This is a genomic window from Allobosea sp. Root670 (assembly GCF_001429415.1).
Lineage (GTDB): Bacteria > Pseudomonadota > Alphaproteobacteria > Rhizobiales > Beijerinckiaceae > Allobosea > Allobosea robiniae.
Genome location: NZ_LMJU01000012.1, coordinates 253180 through 271727, shown reverse-complemented (window position 1 = coordinate 271727; position 18548 = coordinate 253180). Strand labels below are relative to the sequence as shown.

At 63.5% G+C, this 18548-nt stretch carries 20 protein-coding genes; 11 read left to right on the top strand and 9 right to left on the bottom strand.

From position 1 onward, the window contains the following. Window positions 1-89: 89 nt before the first annotated feature. A complete protein-coding gene (locus ASE61_RS11225) occupies window positions 90-1229 on the top strand; it encodes a dipeptidase (protein ID WP_061966955.1) in 1140 nt (379 codons plus the stop codon). A gap of 147 nt (window positions 1230-1376) precedes the next feature. On the opposite strand, the gene ASE61_RS11220 is transcribed toward ASE61_RS11225, so the two are convergent. Continuing rightward, window positions 1377-1844, bottom strand: coding sequence for a Clp protease N-terminal domain-containing protein (locus ASE61_RS11220; RefSeq protein ID WP_274532870.1), 468 nt, complete (start codon window positions 1842-1844; stop codon window positions 1377-1379). Between the two features lie 43 nt (window positions 1845-1887). Continuing rightward, a complete protein-coding gene (locus tag ASE61_RS11215; RefSeq protein ID WP_211200367.1) occupies window positions 1888-2100 on the bottom strand; it encodes a hypothetical protein in 213 nt (70 codons plus the stop codon). Window positions 2101-2303: 203 nt separating this feature from the next. On the opposite strand from ASE61_RS11215, the gene ASE61_RS11210 reads away from it, so the two are divergent. Continuing rightward, window positions 2304-3122: an RNA methyltransferase gene (locus ASE61_RS11210; protein ID WP_061966953.1), complete on the top strand. Its 819-nt coding sequence runs from the start codon at window positions 2304-2306 to the stop codon at window positions 3120-3122. A 55-nt stretch (window positions 3123-3177) separates the two neighbouring features. Here the strand turns inward: ASE61_RS11210 and ASE61_RS11205 are convergent, their stop codons facing one another. After that, on the bottom strand, window positions 3178-5439 hold the full coding sequence (locus ASE61_RS11205; protein WP_061966952.1) for a TonB-dependent hemoglobin/transferrin/lactoferrin family receptor: 2262 nt from the start codon (window positions 5437-5439) through the stop codon (window positions 3178-3180). A gap of 388 nt (window positions 5440-5827) precedes the next feature. Here ASE61_RS11205 and ASE61_RS11200 point away from each other — a divergent pair, with 388 nt between their 5' ends. Beyond that, on the top strand, window positions 5828-7105 hold the full coding sequence (locus ASE61_RS11200; protein WP_244492799.1) for a flavin monoamine oxidase family protein: 1278 nt from the start codon (window positions 5828-5830) through the stop codon (window positions 7103-7105). Window positions 7106-7111: 6 nt separating this feature from the next. Here the strand turns inward: ASE61_RS11200 and ASE61_RS11195 are convergent, their stop codons facing one another. Then, window positions 7112-8050: a helix-turn-helix domain-containing GNAT family N-acetyltransferase gene (locus ASE61_RS11195; RefSeq protein ID WP_061966950.1), complete on the bottom strand. Its 939-nt coding sequence runs from the start codon at window positions 8048-8050 to the stop codon at window positions 7112-7114. A 237-nt stretch (window positions 8051-8287) separates the two neighbouring features. On the opposite strand from ASE61_RS11195, the gene murI reads away from it, so the two are divergent. From murI to ASE61_RS26415, 6 genes are all read left to right on the top strand, one after another. Beyond that, window positions 8288-9154 carry a glutamate racemase gene (murI, locus tag ASE61_RS11190; RefSeq protein ID WP_061966949.1) on the top strand — a complete coding sequence of 289 codons (867 nt, stop codon included), beginning with the start codon at window positions 8288-8290 and terminating at the stop codon, window positions 9152-9154. 63 nt (window positions 9155-9217) lie between these two features. Then, window positions 9218-9457 (top strand): hypothetical protein, encoded by a 240-nt coding sequence (locus tag ASE61_RS11185; protein WP_082617368.1) that lies wholly within the window; start codon window positions 9218-9220, stop codon window positions 9455-9457. A 196-nt stretch (window positions 9458-9653) separates the two neighbouring features. Next, window positions 9654-10271 carry a 30S ribosomal protein S4 gene (rpsD, locus tag ASE61_RS11180; protein ID WP_061966947.1) on the top strand — a complete coding sequence of 206 codons (618 nt, stop codon included), beginning with the start codon at window positions 9654-9656 and terminating at the stop codon, window positions 10269-10271. A gap of 173 nt (window positions 10272-10444) precedes the next feature. Then, the gene (locus tag ASE61_RS11175) at window positions 10445-10939 is read left to right on the top strand and encodes a DUF488 family protein (RefSeq protein ID WP_061966946.1); all 495 of its coding nucleotides are present in this window, start codon (window positions 10445-10447) and stop codon (window positions 10937-10939) included. A gap of 289 nt (window positions 10940-11228) precedes the next feature. Beyond that, a complete protein-coding gene (locus ASE61_RS11170) occupies window positions 11229-11660 on the top strand; it encodes a hypothetical protein (RefSeq protein WP_244492798.1) in 432 nt (143 codons plus the stop codon). 21 nt (window positions 11661-11681) lie between these two features. Beyond that, window positions 11682-11864, top strand: coding sequence for a hypothetical protein (locus tag ASE61_RS26415; protein ID WP_156407054.1), 183 nt, complete (start codon window positions 11682-11684; stop codon window positions 11862-11864). Window positions 11865-12424: 560 nt separating this feature from the next. Here the strand turns inward: ASE61_RS26415 and ASE61_RS11160 are convergent. The 5 genes from ASE61_RS11160 to ASE61_RS11135 all read right to left on the bottom strand — a co-directional run bounded on the left by ASE61_RS11160 (window position 12425) and on the right by ASE61_RS11135 (window position 16283). Continuing rightward, complete coding sequence (locus ASE61_RS11160; protein ID WP_061966945.1) at window positions 12425-12670, bottom strand: hypothetical protein; 246 nt, start codon at window positions 12668-12670, stop codon at window positions 12425-12427. A gap of 529 nt (window positions 12671-13199) precedes the next feature. Continuing rightward, entirely contained in the window at window positions 13200-13967 is a 768-nt protein-coding gene (locus ASE61_RS11150) for a hypothetical protein (RefSeq protein WP_061966943.1), read from the bottom strand. Between the two features lie 1235 nt (window positions 13968-15202). Next, entirely contained in the window at window positions 15203-15511 is a 309-nt protein-coding gene (locus tag ASE61_RS11145) for a MarR family winged helix-turn-helix transcriptional regulator (RefSeq protein ID WP_061966942.1), read from the bottom strand. A gap of 140 nt (window positions 15512-15651) precedes the next feature. Next, a complete protein-coding gene (locus ASE61_RS11140) occupies window positions 15652-16005 on the bottom strand; it encodes a hypothetical protein (RefSeq protein ID WP_156407053.1) in 354 nt (117 codons plus the stop codon). A 26-nt stretch (window positions 16006-16031) separates the two neighbouring features. After that, the gene (locus ASE61_RS11135) at window positions 16032-16283 is read right to left on the bottom strand and encodes a hypothetical protein (protein ID WP_061966940.1); all 252 of its coding nucleotides are present in this window, start codon (window positions 16281-16283) and stop codon (window positions 16032-16034) included. A gap of 238 nt (window positions 16284-16521) precedes the next feature. Between ASE61_RS11135 and ASE61_RS25935 the strand changes: the two genes are divergently transcribed. Continuing rightward, window positions 16522-17850 carry a serine/threonine-protein kinase gene (locus ASE61_RS25935; RefSeq protein WP_082617366.1) on the top strand — a complete coding sequence of 443 codons (1329 nt, stop codon included), beginning with the start codon at window positions 16522-16524 and terminating at the stop codon, window positions 17848-17850. Continuing rightward, window positions 17847-18545, top strand: a complete 699-nt coding sequence (locus ASE61_RS25930; protein ID WP_082617365.1) for a PP2C family protein-serine/threonine phosphatase — start codon at window positions 17847-17849, stop codon at window positions 18543-18545. The genes ASE61_RS25935 and ASE61_RS25930 overlap by 4 nt, the downstream gene beginning before the upstream one ends. Window positions 18546-18548: the final 3 nt, after the last annotated feature.

Sequence of the window (18548 nt, the reverse complement as noted above, 5' to 3'; positions counted from 1 at the left end):
GCGGGATGACAGACCTGCGTCCTGCCCCCTCGCCGTCCGCCGCACTCCCTGCCACGATCCGGCTCCCGATTCCCGACCGAGACCTTGCCATGGCCCTCGCCAAACCGCCCGTCCAGGACAATGCCTACGCCGCCGCGCTCGCTTTGCTCGACCGCGTCCCGCTGATCGACGGCCATAACGACCTGCCCTATGTCATTCGCAAGGACGGCAAGGCGAAGGGCGATGTCGCCACCTACGGCCTCGACAAGGTCCATGCCGAGGGCGACACCGACATCCCGCGCATGCAGGCCGGCAAGATGGCGGCGCAGTTCTTCGCGGCCTATGTCCCGCCGAAGCAGACCAATCCCGCCGGCTTCGCGCTCGCCCAGATCGCGCTGATGCGCGGCATCCTCAAGCGCCATGCCGACGCGTTCCGTCCGGGCCTCTCCGCCGCGGATGTCGAGGCCGCCAAGGCCGAGGGGCGCATCGCCCTGTTCATGACCATCGAGAACGGCTCGGCGGTCGATGGCGAACTCGATGCGCTCGACGCCTATTACGATCTCGGCGTGCGCCTGATGACGCTCTGCCACAACGACACCACCGACTGGTGCGATTCCGCGACCGACGCCCCGCGCCATAACGGCCTCACCGGTTTCGGCAAGGACGTGCTGCGGAGGATGAACAAGCTCGGCATGGTGATCGACCTCGCCCATGTCGCGCCGAAGGTGATGCATGACGCGCTCGACGTTTCCAGCGCCCCGCTGGTCTGGTCGCATTCGAACGCCTTCACGCTCTGCGACCACCCGCGCAACGTCCCCGACGACGTGCTCGACCGCGTCGCCGGCAATGGCGGCGTCGTGATGGCGACCTTCGTGCCGGATTTCATCAGCCAGGCCTCGCGCGACTGGCATCGCCCGGCCAAGGACCAGTACGGCAAGAGCCCCGAAGGCGTGGACCATGACAAGGTCGAGGCCGAGATCGCCGCCAAGTCCGGTCCGCGTCCGAAGGCGACGCTGCCGGAGTATTGCGACCATGTCGAATACCTCGCCAAGCGCATCGGCCATGACCATGTCGGCATCGGCTCGGATTTCTTCGGCTGGGTCAATCCGGACGGGCTCGAGGACACCACGACCTTCCCGTCGGTGATCGCGGAGCTGATCCGTCGCGGCTGGTCGGAGGAAAACCTGACCAAGCTCGCCGGCGGCAACATGCTGCGCGTGCTGCGCGCCGTTGAAGCGGCGGCAGGGTAGTTCGAGCGGGGCTATCAGCCGGTACATCCGGCCGGCTTGGTCGCTGCCCGTGCGGGAACGCATGGGCAGCCGCAAACTTGCATTTTCCGGGGTGCAGATGCGTCTTGCCCCGGTCTCAATCGCGCTACGGCCCGAAAGCGCAGGGGATCAGCGACCGCTTGTCCCGACGATCGCGTCGGCACGCGATTTCAGGATGACGGGATCGACGCCCAGAGCACGCAGCGCCCGAGGCGCCACGCCCTGCGGCATGGCGGCCACGATGCTGACGACGTGAGCGCCGAGCAAGGGCGCGTGATCTCGTCGGGTTGCCGCCAGTTCCTGCATGATGGCCTGCCCGGACGGCGCGGCTTGATAGGCGCCGGAATTGGCCGAAACAGGCATGTCAGGGGGCGTATCCACTGTCAGGCCAATCGAGAGAAGGGCGTCGCCATATTGCCGCTCGATCGCAGCCTTCAGCGCATCGGGCTCCGCCCCGGCCCGCTCGAAGGCGAGACGGGCCGTACCATCGGGAAGGTCGAGCGCGGCCAACAGAAAATGCTCCGCCCCGGGCTCTCGCTGCTGATCGTGCAAGGCATGGGCTTCCGCCCGCTCGCAGAGGCGCTTGATCGTGCTCATGTCGTCGAGCTTCGATCTGATGCGTTTGAACATCATATTCCCCTTATGCGAAGCGGTCGTCCGCGACCACGTCCGAAAGCCTTTTATGGGCGGCTTGCTTGGTAACCCCGAGCGCTTGGGCAATCCTCGACCACGACCAGCCTTGTTGCAGGGCCGACCGCACGGCCCCGCGCTCGATCCGGTCCGCCAAGCGCCGCAAGGCGACGACAGCGGCCAGAGCTTCATCGGGATCCGTCGGGATGGCGATGTTGCGCAAGTCATCCATCCGTCAACTTTAGTTGACGCAGATTCGTCCGTCAACTAAAGTTGACGGACGAGCTCTCGGAAGTTTTTGAGTCACGCCCCATCCGCGGCTCCCATCACCGGGACCGGGCTCGCCATGGAACCCTGCTTGACGTATGCCGTGCCGCGGCGGCCCGTTTGGAGGCCGCACTGAAGACCAGACGAAACGATCCTCCCATGACCGGTTCCGGCACCGACCGCACCCGCCCGGCCGTCCAGGCCCCCGCCCCCGTCGTCATCCTGGTCGAGCCGCAGCTCGCCGAGAATATCGGCATGTGTGCCCGCGCCATGGCGAATTTCGGCCTCTCCGAGATGCGCCTCGTCGCTCCGCGCGACGGCTGGCCGACCGGCGGCGGCCTCAAGAAGGGCGCCACAGCGGCCGCCTCGGGCGCGACGCATATCCTGGAAAACGCCCGGCTCTATGACAGCGCCGCCGAGGCCATCGCCGACCTCAACCATGTGCTGGCGACGACCGCCCGCGAGCGCGGCCAGATGAAGCGCGTGCTGACCCCGGCGGAGGCGATGCCGGAGGTCGCCGGGCGCATCGGCTCCGGCGAGCGCGTCGGCATCCTGTTCGGACGCGAGCGCATCGGCCTGACCAACGAGGAGATCAGCCTCGCCGATGCGATCCTGACCTTCCCGGTCAATCCCGCCTTCGCCTCGCTGAACCTCGCCCAGGCCGTGCTGCTCAACGGCTATGAGTGGTTCAAGACGACCCATGGCGAGCCGCCCTTCCGCGAGAACAACCCCTCGCCGCCGGCCAAGCGCGAGATGATCCTGTCGATGTTCGATTATCTCGAAGCCGAGCTCGATCTCTGCGGCTTCTTCCCGCCCGGCAAGAAACCGGTGATGACCGCCAACCTGCGCGATGTCCTGCATCGGCTCGACATGACCGAGCAGGAAGCCCGGACGCTGCGTGGCGTCTTCAAGTCGCTGGTCGAGGGGCCGAAGAAGGCACGTCTCCTGGCAAGGCAGGCCGAAGAGGCCGAAGAATAAAAAAGCCGGCCCCGAAGGGCCGGCTCGTCTGGTCGGGGGGTCTCGAAACGCCCGGTCAGAATTGGTACTTCAGCGTCGCCTTCACGGTACGGCCCGGCTCGCTGTAATAGTCGCGGGCCTGGGCCAGAACGCCCGTCGGCACCGTCACGGCATCCCAATATTTCCTGTCGAAGATATTGTAGACGCCGACCTGCAATTCAAGGTCTGCGATCTGCGGCATCGGCCGCCACCAGGCCATGGCGCTGAAGATCGCATAGCCCGGCGCCTGGAAGCCCTGCGTCGAGCCCGTCGTGGCGACGCTCTTGCGGGCACCGGCCAGCTTGGTCGACAGCTCGCCGCCCCAGTTCTCGTTGCCATAGGCGATGGCGAGGATGCCCTGCACCGGCGGGATCGAGTTGAGGCCGATGCCGGTGATCTTGTTCTTGCCATCGGTATAGGCGAAGGAGCCGCGCACCAGCCAGTTCGGCGCGAAAGCGTATTGCATGTTCGCCTCGACGCCGGAAATCCCGACGCGCGCCACGTTCTGCGGGCCCTGGATGCCACCCTGCGGATAGAGCCCGCCCGGAGGCGCGATCTGCACCGTCTCGATGAAGTTGCGGTAGTTCGTGTGGAAGAAGGTCACCGAACCGCCGAACGCCTTGTCGCCGAAGCGGAACCCGACATCGATTCCGTTGCTGGTTTCCGGGCGCAGGTCAGGGTTGCCCCTGCGCAGATAGGTGCCGACCGCGCCGAAATTCGCATAGAGCTCGCTTGCGGTCGGAGCCCGGAAGCCCTTCGACCATTGCGCGAACAGGGTGACGTCCTTCAGGTAGGGCGCGTTCTTGATGATGTCGTATTCCAGCCGGACGCGCGGCGACCAGGCGTCGTCGCTGGATGCGGCCGGCATTCCCGCATAGGACGAACTCCCGAGATAGGACGCCGTCGCCTTCGGCTTTTCCTCATACCGATCGAAGCGGACGCCCGGCGTCAGGCGCAGCGTGTCGTTGAGGAATCCGAACTGATGATGCGCGTAGAACGCCACCATATTGCCCTCGACGCGCGGCGTGTCGGACTGGTTGGTATGCAGGTTGTTGCAGGCCGAGAAAGGCGCATAGGGCGGGCGGCAACCGTCCAGCCCGGCTGAATACTGGTCGAGCGTCGATGCGCGCAGTTCGGTGCCGAGCGTCAGCTTGTGCGAGACCGGGCCGGTGATGAAGCTCTTGATCAGGTGGCCGTTGAAGCCGAAGGACTTTTCCTCGACCTCGTTGTTGCGGGCAAAGGGACCGACGACGCTGGTGTAGCGATAGGCGTTGAGGATCGAGTTCCGCTTCACGCCCTGCCAGTAGAGATTGGCGTGCGCCTCGTCGATGAAGCCGCCGGGCTGCTTGTAGTCATAGGTCAGCGAAACGCGCTTGCGCTCCACGTCCTCCTGGGTCTGGTGCGCGCCGGGACGATAGTTTCCGGTCAGCGAGACCGCGTTGGTCCGCGTCTGGATCTTCTCGTCGCGCTTGAAGATCTCGCCGGTCAGCCCGAAGCGATGCACCTCGTTCACATACTGATGCAGCTTGGCGAGGAAGCTGTACTGATTGAAATCGGCCGGGTTCGGCTCGGTGCGAGCAGCGCCGATCGTCGGATTCGAGCCGCGGTTGTCGACCTCGTGCCCTCTCCGGAAGCCCCCCTGCAACAGCGCCCAGGTATTGTGGAACCGGCCGGCCACCGCGCCGCTGCCGAACCAGGCCTTGTCGGTCGTGTCGAACCCGGTCTTCGCGAGACCGCCGACCGTCTTGCCTGGGCGGATCAGGTCTTCCGGATCAAGCGTTCGCACCGCAAGGGCGCCGCCGAGCGAGCCCGAGCCGAGCGTGCTGCCGCCGCTGCCGCCGCGCAGGAGGTCGAGCGTCGACAGCGAGTCGAAATCGAAGGCCGTGCCGATGCTGCGGTCGATGCGGGTGTCCTGGATGAAGGGCTGGCGGATGCCGTCGACCGTGGTCAGCACGCGCGCGCCGTCCAGGCCACGGATGTTCACCGAGCCGTTCACCCGGTTGAAGGAGATGCCGGCCTCGAGCCGCTGCGACAGATCTGCGATGCTCTGGATCTGCTGGCGGTCAAGCTCCTCGCGCGTCGTGCGCGTCGTCGTCGGGCCGCCCAGCAGCGCGCCACCCGGCTGCCCCTCGCCCTGGACGTTGATCTGGTCGAGCACAACGGGCGTGTCCGCATTCTGCGCCACGGGGGCGGTGCGGGCCCGGCTCTGCTGCTGCGCGATGGCGGGCGATGCCAGCAGAACCACCATCAAGCTGCCGAGCGCGACCCCTTCGCGCAATGTACCGGAATGCATCCCCATGGCCTTGACCCGTCCTTCTGAACGCTGCGGGTCAAAGCCGCCGCGCCCCAATAGTTTTAAATTAATACAAACAAGGTCTTACCTGCCACGATAAGACAATATTCGGATATTGAGCGACTCGATGACTGTCAATTGCCTGCCACACGAAGGACATCTTCCGATGCATGAAGAACACAATAGTAGAATTCATCTAAACAATAATATTTGATCGCATCGTTCTAAGCTGAAGCCTGCAGCCGAGGCTCACCGGCTCCCGATCTCGTGATCGCATCCTGCCCCTCGCCCGCCAGCTTCCCGTTGCAATGCAGCGGCAGGGCTCCAACATGCGGAGCATCAAGGGACGCTACAGATGCTCGACCGCCGGACGATGTTGACGGGAACAGGCGCCTTGGCCACGAGCTTCGCCATGGCCGGCCGGGCGGCAGCCGCGTCTGATACCGACGTCGTCGTGATCGGCGCCGGCGCGGCCGGCATCGCCGCGGCGCAGGCCCTGCGCGGCGCCGGGCGCCAGGCCGTCGTACTCGAAGCGCGGGACCGCGTCGGAGGGCGCGCCTTCACCGATGCCTCGCTCGGCCCGGCCTACGATGCGGGCGCGATGTTCATCCACTGGGCCGAGCGCAACCCCTGGGTCCAGATCGCCCGCGATCTCGGCATCGCCACCCCTGCCGAATCCTGGGGCAGCGGCTTCAAGGTCTTCGCCGACGGCCGACCGATGGCCGATTCCGACCGCAACCGGCGCCGGAGCGCATTCGGCCAGATCGACCGCCGGCTGGAAACGGTCGATCTCACGCAACGCGACATGTCGATCGCCGAGCTCTTGGGAGATCTCGGCCCGGAGCTCGCGCCCGTCGCCGCATCCGGCCTGCTGCTTTCCATTGGCGAGGAATCGAGCCGCATCTCCGCGCGCGACTATCAGCGCCTGTGGTCTGGAGACGATCTCGTCGTCCCCTCCGGCTACGGCAATCTCGTCGCGCGCTCGGCCACCGGGCTGGACATCCGCCTGAACGAGCAGGTCGAGACGGTCCGCTGGGACGGACCGGGCGTCACCGTCACCACGCGTTCGGGCACGCTGCGGGCCAATGCCTGCATCGTCACGGTCCCGGTCGGCGTGCTGAAGGCCGGGACGATCCGCTTCATCCCGGAGCTGCCGGCCGCGACGCGCGACGCCCTTGCCGGCTTGCATATGGGTGCGCTGACCAAGATCGCGCTGAAGGTCGAGGGCGACCGTTTCGGCATCGCGCCGGGCGCGAGCTTCCTCGAAGCGGCCGCGCCCGAACGCCTGATGAATCTCGACATGTTCCCCGGCGGGCAGGACATCGTCATCGGCTATTGCGGCGGCGACTATGCCCGCAAGCTCTCCGAGGCCGGCACCGACGAGGCCCGCGCCCATCTCGTCGACCTGCTGGCGAGGATGGTCGGTTCGGACTTCCGGAAGGCGGTGAAGGCGGTCTCCTTCCCGGCCTGGTGGACCGATCCCTTCGCCCGCGGCTCCTATTCGATCTGCGATCCCGGCCACGAGGCGGCGCGCGACGCCCTCGCCCAGCCGATCGGCAACCGCCTCTTCATCGCCGGCGAGGCGACGGCCGGAGGCGGCGCCATGACGGTCGGCGGCGCGACGCTCGCCGGTCGCGCTGCGGCAGCGGCGCTGACGCGCCTGAAGGCTTAACGGGTATCAGGCCGCGCTCGGCCGAAGCGCCAGTTCCCAGTTCTGACCGACGAGATCCTGCCCGAAGGAGTGGTGCTTCTCCTCCGCCACCAGCCTGAAGCCTTCGCCGACATAGATGCCGCGTGCTGCATGCAGGATGTCGTTGGTCCAGAGCACCATGCGCCGGTAGCCGGCAGCGCGCGCGAAACCGATGGCCTCGCGGACCAGCCGCTTGCCGAGCCCCAGTCCATGCGCACGCTTCTCGACCAGCACAAGCCTGAGCTTCGCCGTCGTCTCGTCCTCCTGCACGACGAAGGCGGAACCGACGGGCTGGCCATCGAGCTCGGCGATGAAGCAGCGCTCGCGGTCGGGCTTGAACTCGCGCAGGAACTTCGCGGCGATTTCCGCTACGAGCGCCTCGAAACTCAGATCCCAGCCGTAGTCCTCGGCATAGAGCCGGCCATGGGCGCCGATGACCCAACCCATGTCGCCGGCCCGATGCTCACGGATAACCGGCGCGGAACGATCACGAACATCGCCGGTGAGAAGCCGCTCGGTATCGGCGAGCGCATCGACAAGCCTCGCCTGCTCGAGCGGTGCCAGCCGCCCCAGGATCGCCCCCGCCTGCGCGCTCGAAGCCTCGTCGAGCGGCCGGAAGGCCGCTCTGCCCTTCGCCGTCAGGCGCAGGCGCCAGGCCCGGCCATCGGCTACCGAGCGGCTGCGTTCGAGCCAGCCCTGCCCTGCGAAGCGCTTGAGGATGCGGGAGAGATAGGCCGGATCGAGATCGAGCGACTTGGCCATCTCGGCCGCCTGCCAGTCGTCGCGCTGCGCCAACTCGTAAAGCACGCGCGCCTCGGCGAGCGCGAGGCCCGAGCCGTGCAGGCTCCCGCCGAGCGCCCCGACCCAGCGGGTATGGAAGCGGTTGAAGCGGCGGATCGCGGCGACGGCGGTCTCGGTGGTTTCCATGGCGCACCTCCAGCTAGAGCATTTCCGGCGAGCACCCGTTCGCCTCCAAAGCTCTATCTCTTTGTTTCGACGCAGTTCCGGGCGCAAAACCGCTGCTCACTTTTGCTGAACTCCTCCAGATGCCAACCGATTTAGTGGACATAGTCAACTAAATTCGAGACAGCCGCTGAACCCGTCGTTGACCGTCCCTTAACCGGTCTCTGGCGGAGTCGCGCTTTGGCGTTTGCGGCACTCTCAATGCAAGTCGATCTCCTCGCCGGCGCGGGCCACCGCCCCTTCGCGATCCCCCGGCCCCGGCCCACCATCCTCGTCTTCGATTCCGGCCTCGGCGGCCTCACCGTGCTCGCGCGCACCACCCAGGCCTGCCCCGGCGCCCATATCGTCTACGCCGCCGACGATGCCGGCTTTCCCTATGGCCGGCTGGGCGAGGGCGAACTCGTCACCCGCGTGCTCGCCGTGATGGAGCGCCTCATTGCGCGCTTCCATCCCGATCTCGTCGTCATCGCCTGCAACACGGCCTCGACGCTGGTGCTCCCGGCGCTCAGGGCACGCTTCGCCATCCCCTTCGTCGGAACCGTCCCCGCGATCAAGCCGGCCGCAGCCGCGACCCGCAGCGGCATGATCTCGGTGCTGGCCACGCCCGGCACCGTGGCGCGCGACTACACCCGCGAGCTGATCGAGACCTATGCGGCCAGCCACCGCGTCACGCTCGTCGGCGCGACGCGGCTCGCCGGTCTTGCCGAGCAGGCGCTGAAGGGCGAGGCCGTCGACGACGCGATCCTTGCTGCCGAGATCGCCCCCTGCTTCATCGAGGAGGATGGCCGCCGCACCGATGTCGTCACCCTGTCCTGCACGCATTATCCCCTGCTGCTGGAGCGGATGAAGCGGCTCGCGCCCTGGTCGGTCGAGTGGATCGACCCGGCGCCGGCGATCGCGCGCCGTGTCGCCGACCTCCTGTCCGGCGCCCGCGAGCCCGATCCGGCCTGCCACGACGCGACCGCGGTCTTCACGAATGGTTCCGGCCTGACCGGCCCCTTGCGGATCGCCTTGGCCGGCTATGGCCTGGCACAGGTCGTCGTCGAGCCCATGCCCCTGGCGAACTGAGGGAACCAGCCCGACCCCGAAGCGTTTAGGGTTCCGGCGACCATCGCAGAAGGAGCCAGCCTCATGAGAAAGCTGCTATTGCTGTCGGCGCTTGCCGCCAGCCTCGCCTTCGCCGGCGTCGGCACAAGCACGGAAGCGCAGGCGAAGCCCCATGGCTGGCGCGGAGGCCACGGGCATCACGGCTTCTACGGCCACGGGCCACGCCGCCACCATGGCTGGAATCGCGGCCATCACTATGGCTGGTACAAGCACCGTCCGCGGCGCCACCATTATTATTATCGACCCTATGGCTACTGGCGCTGATTGCGGCTTTCCGCCTGTCCGGAATTGACTCGAAGCCGGCTTTCCGTCATACGCCCTCTCGTCGCGCGGCTCCTCACGGGGCCGCGTGGCTTTTTCCGCACCCGTGATCCGCTCTTCTTCGGAAGCTGGATCTGTCGCCCCGCAAGGGGACAGGAGGGCGCGGTCCTCAACTCGCGAACCTGAGAGGACACGCGACATGTCGAAGCGCCATGAGGCGAAGTACAAGATTGACCGCCGCCTCGGTCAGAACATCTGGGGCCGCCCGAAGTCCCCGGTCAACCGTCGTGAATACGGCCCCGGCCAGCACGGCCAGCGCCGCAAGGGCAAGCCGTCTGACTTCGGCACGCAGCTGCGCGCCAAGCAGAAGCTGAAGGGCTATTACGGCTCGATCTCCGAGAAGCAGTTCCGCCGCTACTACGCCGAGGCGATCCGCCTGAAGGGCGACTCGGGCGAGAACCTCGTCGGCCTGCTCGAGCGTCGTCTCGACGCGGTGATCTACCGCGCCAAGTTCGTCCCGACCGTCTTCGCGGCCCGCCAGTTCGTCAACCACGGCCACATCACCGTGAACGGCAAGCGCGTCAACATCGCCTCCTATCAGGTGAAGCCGGGCGACGTGATCGCGGTCAAGGATTCGTCGAAGCAGCTCGCCATCGTCATCGAGTCGGCCGCGCTGGCCGAGCGTGACGTGCCCGATTACATCGACGCCGACCACACCAAGTTCTCGGCCACCTACACCCGCACCCCGACCCTGTCGGACGTGCCCTACGCGGTGCAGATGGAGCCGAACCTGGTCATCGAGTTCTACTCGCGCTGAGCCGGTCGGAGCGGATCAAAATATCCGTTCAACATGAAATACTTGGGCGAGGGCGAGAGATTGCCCTCCCCCACATATACCCCCACAGGTTCTACCCCACATGAGGGTAAGGGGGGATTAGCTGGCGCTCGCCCTGCCCTACGACGCCCCCGCCACAGAGCGACATTCCCGCCATGGCCGTCGTCTACACCATCGGATACGAGGGAACCGACATCGAGCGGTTCGTACAGACGCTCCAGCACGTGGGTGTTGAGGTGCTTGCTGACGTACGCGCGGTCACCGTCTCGCGGAAGAAGGGCTTCTCAAAGAATGGCCTGCGAGAACGCCTCAACGCGGTCGGCATCGCGTACCTTCATTTTTCCGAACTCGGCGACCCCAAGCCGGGCCGCGAGGCTGCGCGAGAAGGTCGGTATGATGACTTCCGGCGCATCTATGGCGAGCACTTTCGTCGCGCGGAAGCACAAGCAAACCTCGTTTCTCTCGGCGAAGTTGTGGACAGCAAGCCAACCTGCTTGATGTGTTTTGAGAGAGACCCGAAGGTCTGTCACCGGACTATCGTCGCGAAAGCCCTTGCGGAACGCGGGGCTACGATCTTCGACCTATTCGGAGATGAGCCGGGCAGGTACTTGCGCCATGCCTCAAAGCTGCCGAACGGCAATCCTCGTTAAGGCTCTCCCGCAGCCGAGTAGTAGGTATGGCGAGACGGTCTGCTGTGCCGGCGTCACAGAGACCGGTGAGTGGAAGCGGCTGTATCCTGTCCGGTTCCGGCACCTAAACGGCGGCAGCGAGTTCAAGCGATGGGATTTCGTCAGGTTCGAGTACGGCCGCCCGAAGTCGGACACGAGGGCTGAGAGCTGCCACGTCCACGAAGAGAGTATCAAGGTAGACGGCTCGCTCGGCGACCAAGAGCGCATACGCCTTCTCTCTCCCCTGATTTTAGGTTCGGCAGAAGCGGCGATGGCCAAGGGTCAATCGCTCGCATTGATCCGGCCGCGCAATACCCGGTTCAGGTCAAAGCCAAAGCCGGCCGGCGTTATTGATGCCGAGAAGGCCGCCTTCGACCGTGCAGCACGTCAGATGGGGATGTTTGACGCACAGCTCGCGGCCATTGAGCCTTCACCCTATCATTTCAGCTTCTCGTTCGAGGATGACGCCGGTCCCCACACGTACACATGCGGGGACTGGGAAGCGCACACTATGTTTTGGCGGGAGACCAAAAGGACCAGCGCAAGCCGGGCCCTTCACTGGATGGACGAGACCTTCAACGAGAAGTACCCGAAGGCCGGTATGGTCTTCGCCATTGGAAATCAGGCCAAGAGGCCGCGCACGTGGCAGTTGCTTGGGGTGCTGCGGCTGGATGAAGAGAAGCAACCAGATTTATTTGGCTGAAGATTTAGCAGGGAGATTGGCGTGTCAGAACTGACGTTCGGCGATGCACCGAAAAACGGCAAGCGGGTTGTGATCAAGCCCGGAACTCCACCCGCTACCGCATTCCATGTGGAGGTTTGGATTGACGGCAGGATTTCCGCGACGCGAAGGTTTGCAACTTCTGTTGAGGCCGAGCAGTACCGGCGGCAAGAGCTTATGCGCTGACGCCTAACGGCGCTCGCGCCTGATAGAGCCGGTGAACCCGTGCTTACTTGGCCCACGCTGGATGCCCGAACTGTGCGACACCAACTGACCGGCAACGCCGGCCTCTATCATGTAGCGCGAGAGCTATCGCGACGCGGCTGGCACGTCATGCCGACCGTGCGGAACGCTCGGGGTGCCGACCTGTATGCCGCGAGCGACGACGAGACCCGTGTGTTGCCTATTCAGTCGAAGGCATTGTCGAAGCGCGTCCCGGTCCCGCTTGGCAACTCGCTCGACAACCTACGCTCGTATTGGTGGGTAGTGACGATCAATGCCAACTCAGATTTGCCGACCTGTTACGTCCTCACGCTGGAGGAGGTGAAAGCTGCTGCACATCAGGGCGTGAACGCGGCCGGGAAACTGTCATACTGGCTCCAGCCCAAGGCTTATGCCACGGAGGCTTACCGGGAAGCGTGGGATCGGCTGGGGAGCCCCTAACGCGCTATTCGCCCCCCCCAAGGCAGGGCTGGGCACACCGCGACAACTGCGCCCGCGACTTCGGCCTATTGGAGCCTTCCGGCCTACCCCCGCTCGTCTCGGTCAATCTCTGCGAACAGACTTTCAAGCCGCGCCTGCACAGCCGCGCCGTCCCGCAGCGCCTCATCAAAGGCTTCCATCCTGCGGAGCAAGAGGGCCTCTTCCGGGGACAATGAACCGGCCTCTCGCTTGCCCCTGAGATGCACCAAGCCCTGCTCAATAAATGCCCGTCTGCCGGCGACATCATCGGCCGGAATGTCCACGGCAAGGGTCCGTGACAGGTCACGCATGGGGCATCTCCAATGCATCGGGCGGGGCACCGATGGCGGCCAGGAGTTCCGCGACGGGCACCCCCGCTTTCGTGGCCATGTCGTGAAGCCGCAGCCGGGCCGCATCCCGCTCACCCGCCGTGCCGCCGTGAGCAAAAAGTGGGAAGATCTTCTTGGCTCTCGCCTTCACTATCGGGGTGAGCCCCGTCGGCGGATGTACAGCGGGGCGGAAAACGACGCGAGGCTTGTTCGGGGCGCCGGGCTGCGCTCCGGTGCTAACGGCCGGTGTCGAGCTAACGACGGTGCTAACGGGTTCCGGGGTGCTAACCGGAGCGAGAGTGCTAACGGCCGGAACGCTAACACCGGTTTGGGCGCGTGCGAGGGCTCGCCGCTTTCGCATTAAGTCGCGCATGTACCTCCTGCGCTCCTCAGTTCGGTTCTGTGTATTTTCGGGCATCTGGGCGCTTCCTTTGGTTGCTAACGAAAAAGACCCCGCCGAGCACGGGGCACGACGGGGCGATGGGATTTGCGGGGGCGATCTCTGGCGGCTTCAGAACTTGAAGGCGTTCGCCATCGATTGCCCCGACCACGAGGCATAGTTGGACATGCCTGAGACCACACTGCCGACAACGTTGGCGATGACCGCGCCCTTATTCGGGCTGGCGACCGGGGCGGCTGGGCTGACCGGGTTGACGGGCTGCGGCGGGTTGAGCGCAGCTTCCGGCTGGAAGACGTTCGTCGGCAGGTTATAGAGCTGCTGATCGGCGGACGCCTTGAGCCCCATTGCCTCCAACGCAAGCTGACGCTGCGTGGCGCTCCGGTTCATCTGCATGACAGTTCGGGTGTCCCCTTCCTGCCGCGATACGTCGTCGATGAGCTGCTCGATGCTGGAGCCTTCGATGCCCTTTGCGTCCGCCGCAACTTGGCCCTTTGCCCGCAGCGCAGCGGCGTCCTTGGCGGTGTTGACGCTGTCGAACGTGAAGGCCATGCCCTCTTCCACCTGCCGCTGAAGCAGGGTGGCGTACTGGGCGAACAGGTTCTTTTGGATGCTGTCTTGGGCATTGGCTCGGAACGTAGCCTGTCGATCGAACTCGGTCTCCTTCCACTCCCGAACCTTGTGCCCGTGGTCCACCTCCTGCTGGTAGGTGACGTTTTGGTACTTGATGAGTTCGGCGCGGTATTTGAGCTGCTGGGCCTCAACTTGGGCATTGTATGCCCGATGCTCCCACGCAGCTTTGTTCTGAGCCTGATAGCCTATGATCTGGCCGCCGATGCCTGCGGCGGTTCCGATCACAGCCGCTGCGGCGGCTACGCACATGCTGGCAGCTCCTGCGACTTGTTTCGAAGGCTGGCGGGCAACGGCCGGTAGGGGCGAAGGATCGGCCCGATGCGTTCATTTTCAACGAGGGTCCAACGGGCGGCTTCCCCTACGGTGCCACGCATGTCTACGGCGCTGCTGCCCTCTCGGGTCATTTCAAGAGGCGTATCAGGGGGCACGCCCTCTCGCACAAGAATACGGGCGGAGGACAGGAATGGGGAGTTGGATGTGCAGAGGAGACGGGTGCCGAGGCAGGCGCGGAAGCGCCCTCTCCCGGCTGGGGAGATGGTGATGATCATAGATGGCTGTTCTTGCTGTGCGGGTGCGACTTACGACGGCCGTCGTCGGCTCGGTGGTAGGGTTGCCGAGGCTGGGGACGGAACGGCCGTTTTCGAGCGGTGCGTTAAAGGGGCCGGTGATTGCCGGTTAGCGGTGGCGCAGGGTGGCGCTTTAGCGGGACCGTGAAGAGGTTCTCCCTGCGGAGGTCGAGGCCGTTCCGATTGCGGTGACGGACGGCGTGTCCATTGGGAGGGTTCACGATCAGCCGGGCCACTCGTTGAGTGTTGAGAGGCGGACACGCCACGCGGACGGTCTGACCGGAAAAGCTCCAGTTTGCTGAGACCCCGAGTGCCATGAGCGCGTCGAAGTCGGCAGCGTCGAGGAGGGCATGGGCGTTGATCGAGGCGAGTGGCACGCGCACGACGGGGCGGCCCCTCTCATCAACGCCTCGCCGTGTCGGACGAAGGGGGATGTGGGTCATTGGGATTGGATTGCTGGTGTGATGGTTGAGACGGATGGTGAAAGACGAAGCCGGATGTAGTGGGCCTTTGAGCGCCGGTGTGGTCTGAGACCTCCGAGCCACCCCCTATCAATCTACAGTGAGATTGTTCTTGGAAGGATGTAGTGGAGGCGTTCTCTAAGTGAACACGATACGGGCACCTGAAGGCGACTCTTCAAGATCATAATAAGAGGATGTCTACCCCGATAAGGGTGATGGTGGATGGAAATCGAAGTGCAGCTCCACTGCACTGACCCGCTCCGGTGCAGTCACTGCACTTCTGCTGCTATACGAGTAGCTTCACTCGAAATAATGTCTTGAACGACAGACAAGCCCCCCTACCCCCCATGCTCGCATGAGTGATAGGTGGCGTTGTCGCGACTGAGCCCCCGGCCAAAGGGTTCTCCTATGGCTGGAGGTGGCGGTTAATCGACGTGAGGTCGCGAGGCGCGGCTCGTTAGAGACCGCTCACCATCCTCCGCACCACCCGGTGGCCCTGATCGGTTAGCATGAGCAACTTCACGCGGCGGTCTACTGTGTCTTCAGTCGCGCTCACGAGGCCCCGCCCGCTCGCGGACAAGCCTTCGATGATACGGGAGGCGCTGGATTTGCCGATCTTCGTCCGCGCGGCTACCTCACGCTGGCAGAGGCCGGGGTATCTCGCGATGACAAGCAGCACGTGGGCGACCTGCATCGGCAACTCGGGGTCTATTTTCCGTAGTTCTTCGACAAGACCGATGGCCTTGGTGAGTGGGATATCGGGCATGACGCTGGTGGGTCCTCTGGCTTGTTGCAGTGGAGGTGGGGGCTAACGGCGCGGTGGCGCTGGCCGTCCGGCAGATGGCTGCCCTGAAAAGAAAAAGCCCCGCAGAGGGGGCTTTCAGGTGTCGCTGTTTGCCGCCGTGCTCAGGCCCGGCAGCTTCGTTCATCGTGCTCAGCGACGACCTTCGACCAACCGGTCCCGAGCATTGCGCGGGCGTCTAACGCCGTGGGCCTTTCGCCTGCCTTGTAGAGCCGCGCGGTGTACTCCTGCTGCGGGTTGAAGGACCGCGAGCTGCTGCCGGTGATCGTGTAGGCATCAAAGCCGCGCCGGATTGTCTCGACTGCGATGCGCTTGGCCGCGATCTTCCGGGCGGCCTCCAAGTCGCATTCGCCATGGGCCGCGACGGTGACCTGTATGGTGTCTGTCGCGAGCGGCACGACGGTCTGCGTGGTCGAGCAAGCCGAGAGCACCAGCGCCACGCCGATGACGCCGAACAAGCGGAACTGCTGAGTTGCCCGCAGCCTCATGCTCGGGACACCTTCAGGACCCCAGCGAGGGCCGCCAGCATGGCCCCCATTGTCAGGAGAGGGAGCGCCGCGACGATGCCGACCCGGCTCATACCGCTGGCATTGATTTCCCAACGGCCGAGCCATGCGGTGGCCTCGCCAGTGGCGCGGTCGAGGGACAGGCGGAAGCCGTGGGAATGACCCCAACGGGCGGCGTGAGCGGAGCCGATAAGGGGCAGCGAAAGGAAGCCTGTGCGCAGTGTCGTCATGGTCTCTGTCCAAGGCCGGGATTGGCCGTGGCAGATTTGTGCCGTGCCGGGGGCGGGACCGTCCAATGACAAGAGTGAATCGATCAGCCACGACCGATTCCGATTTGTGATGCGGCGCTGTGTGCTTCGAAGCCCTCCACTTCCCGTGGCCGGGCTACGTGAACAGGTCTCTACAACCTCCAACACGTAAGTGCTAAAGGCGCTGACTGCGAGCAACTCTGGCGATGGCGACGGTCAAATGAATTTCACACCCGGAATGGAGATTGGCCGAGGCGGCTTCGGCATCGTGTACGCGGCCGTTGGAGACGACGGAAACCAATATGCCCTTAAATACCTGAACCCCTCTGCATTTCAGCAGCAAGATCACGCGCTCCTCAATCGGCGATTTGAGCGTGAGGTCAGATACCAGCAGATGGTGGACCACCCAAATGTTGTACGTGTAGTTGCGCATAACCTGACGGCCAGTCCCCCTTGGTTTGCGATGCCACGGGCGGCTGGCAGTCTGAAGGACGATCTCGAGGCGGACAGAACACTCGGGGGTGCGCCCAAAAAGCCGCTCTTCGACATTCTGGCCGGTCTTGAGGCCCTGCACCAAAAGGGACTTCGTCACCGCGACCTGAAGCCTGCGAACGTTTTAAAATTTCCACAGCCAGATGGCACGATCCGATACAGCATTTCAGATTTCGGCTTAACGACCCCCGGAGTTGGCCAGACCTCAACTCTTACCGTGTCAAACATGGCGGGTGGCACACCGCTCTACCGCCCGCCGGAATGCGCCAACAATTTCCGTCGCGCAACGGAACAAGCTGACATCTACTCGTTCGGCGCGATCCTCCACGACATCTTTGGGGGTGGAACTGGGCGGATTCCGCACAGCGAGCTGACTGTCGCCGGACCTCTGAAGCCAATAATCGAGAAATGCACGAAATCGAGCACGCGCCGTCGCTACCGATCGATTGCCGCTCTCCGTGAGGACCTGTTCGACGTTCTCGACAATACCGTGCTCCAATTCTTCTCCCAAGAAGAGGAAGAAGTGATTTCGATACTCAAAGCCAAAGAAACTTTGTCCGACGACGAATGGGACAGGACCTTTAATTTGATTGATGACAACGCTGACAAGAACATATCAAATGCAAACATTATGCGAACGCTGTCGCTCAGTCATATCAAATCGCTGAATGACAGCTCTCCTGATATGTTTCATGGGCTCGGCGAAATTTATGCTGATTACGCATCTGTGAACGCTTTTGATTTTGATTATTGCGACGTAATCTCCGATAAAGCGCAGATTTTCTTTGATCATGGAGATCTTAACCTGAAGGCGAAGATTGCACTTGCAATGCTTGATCTCGGCACAAGTCACAATCGATGGCTCGTTGAGCGGCAATTCATGCGGATGGCCGGACACGAATGCGACGCCTCTCTCGCGGAGCGAATTAAGATTGAAATTGTTGCTCGATCATTTCCATTTACACAGCGTATTCGACATGTCGAGGGATCGATAAGAATCACTTCAGATCAGCTTCATCCAGTCCTCCATGAACTCGTTGCGGCGAGCCCCGCATGAAATTTCATCACTGTAGCCTAATGGGACCAAAGGGCGAGAATCAAGACGCCATTCTTTACCCATTTCAAGCGGGAAATTCTGTTTGGTGTGCAATTGCAGATGGCGTAGGCTCTTCTGCACTCGGCGGGCTGGCTGCACGGAGCAGTCTTGAAGTGGTCAAACAGGCTTCTAACGATGAAACGATGTCAGATCTTTTTGCTAAGGTGAGCAAGAAGCTTTCACAGATTGCAGCAGAGAACCCAACCGCAAAGTCGATCAGCACTACGCTGTCGGTCTTACGAATAAGCGGCGACCAAGCATTTATTGGACATGTTGGGGACACGCGCATTTCGCATTATCGAGGGGCCGGAGTTCTCGGGCGAACCAGAGATCAAACAGAAGTGCAGAAACTTCTCGATGATGGCGTTCTTACTAAGAACCAAGCACGTAGATATCCACGGCGAAACGTTCTGCTTTCAGCCATGTCGGCGGGACGAGACTATGATTTGTTTGAAACAAATTTCACGGTTGAAAATGGGGATAGATTATTGCTGACCACGGATGGATTTCACGGCAAATTGTTACGTGGACAGATTGCCGAGCTGTCCTCCTCAAATTTGGACTTCACCACATTCTGGACATCTGTACTCGCCGCGATCGATTCCGTGAAACTCGACGACGATGCCTCTTGTCTGGCCGTTGAGATCGAGTTGTGAGGC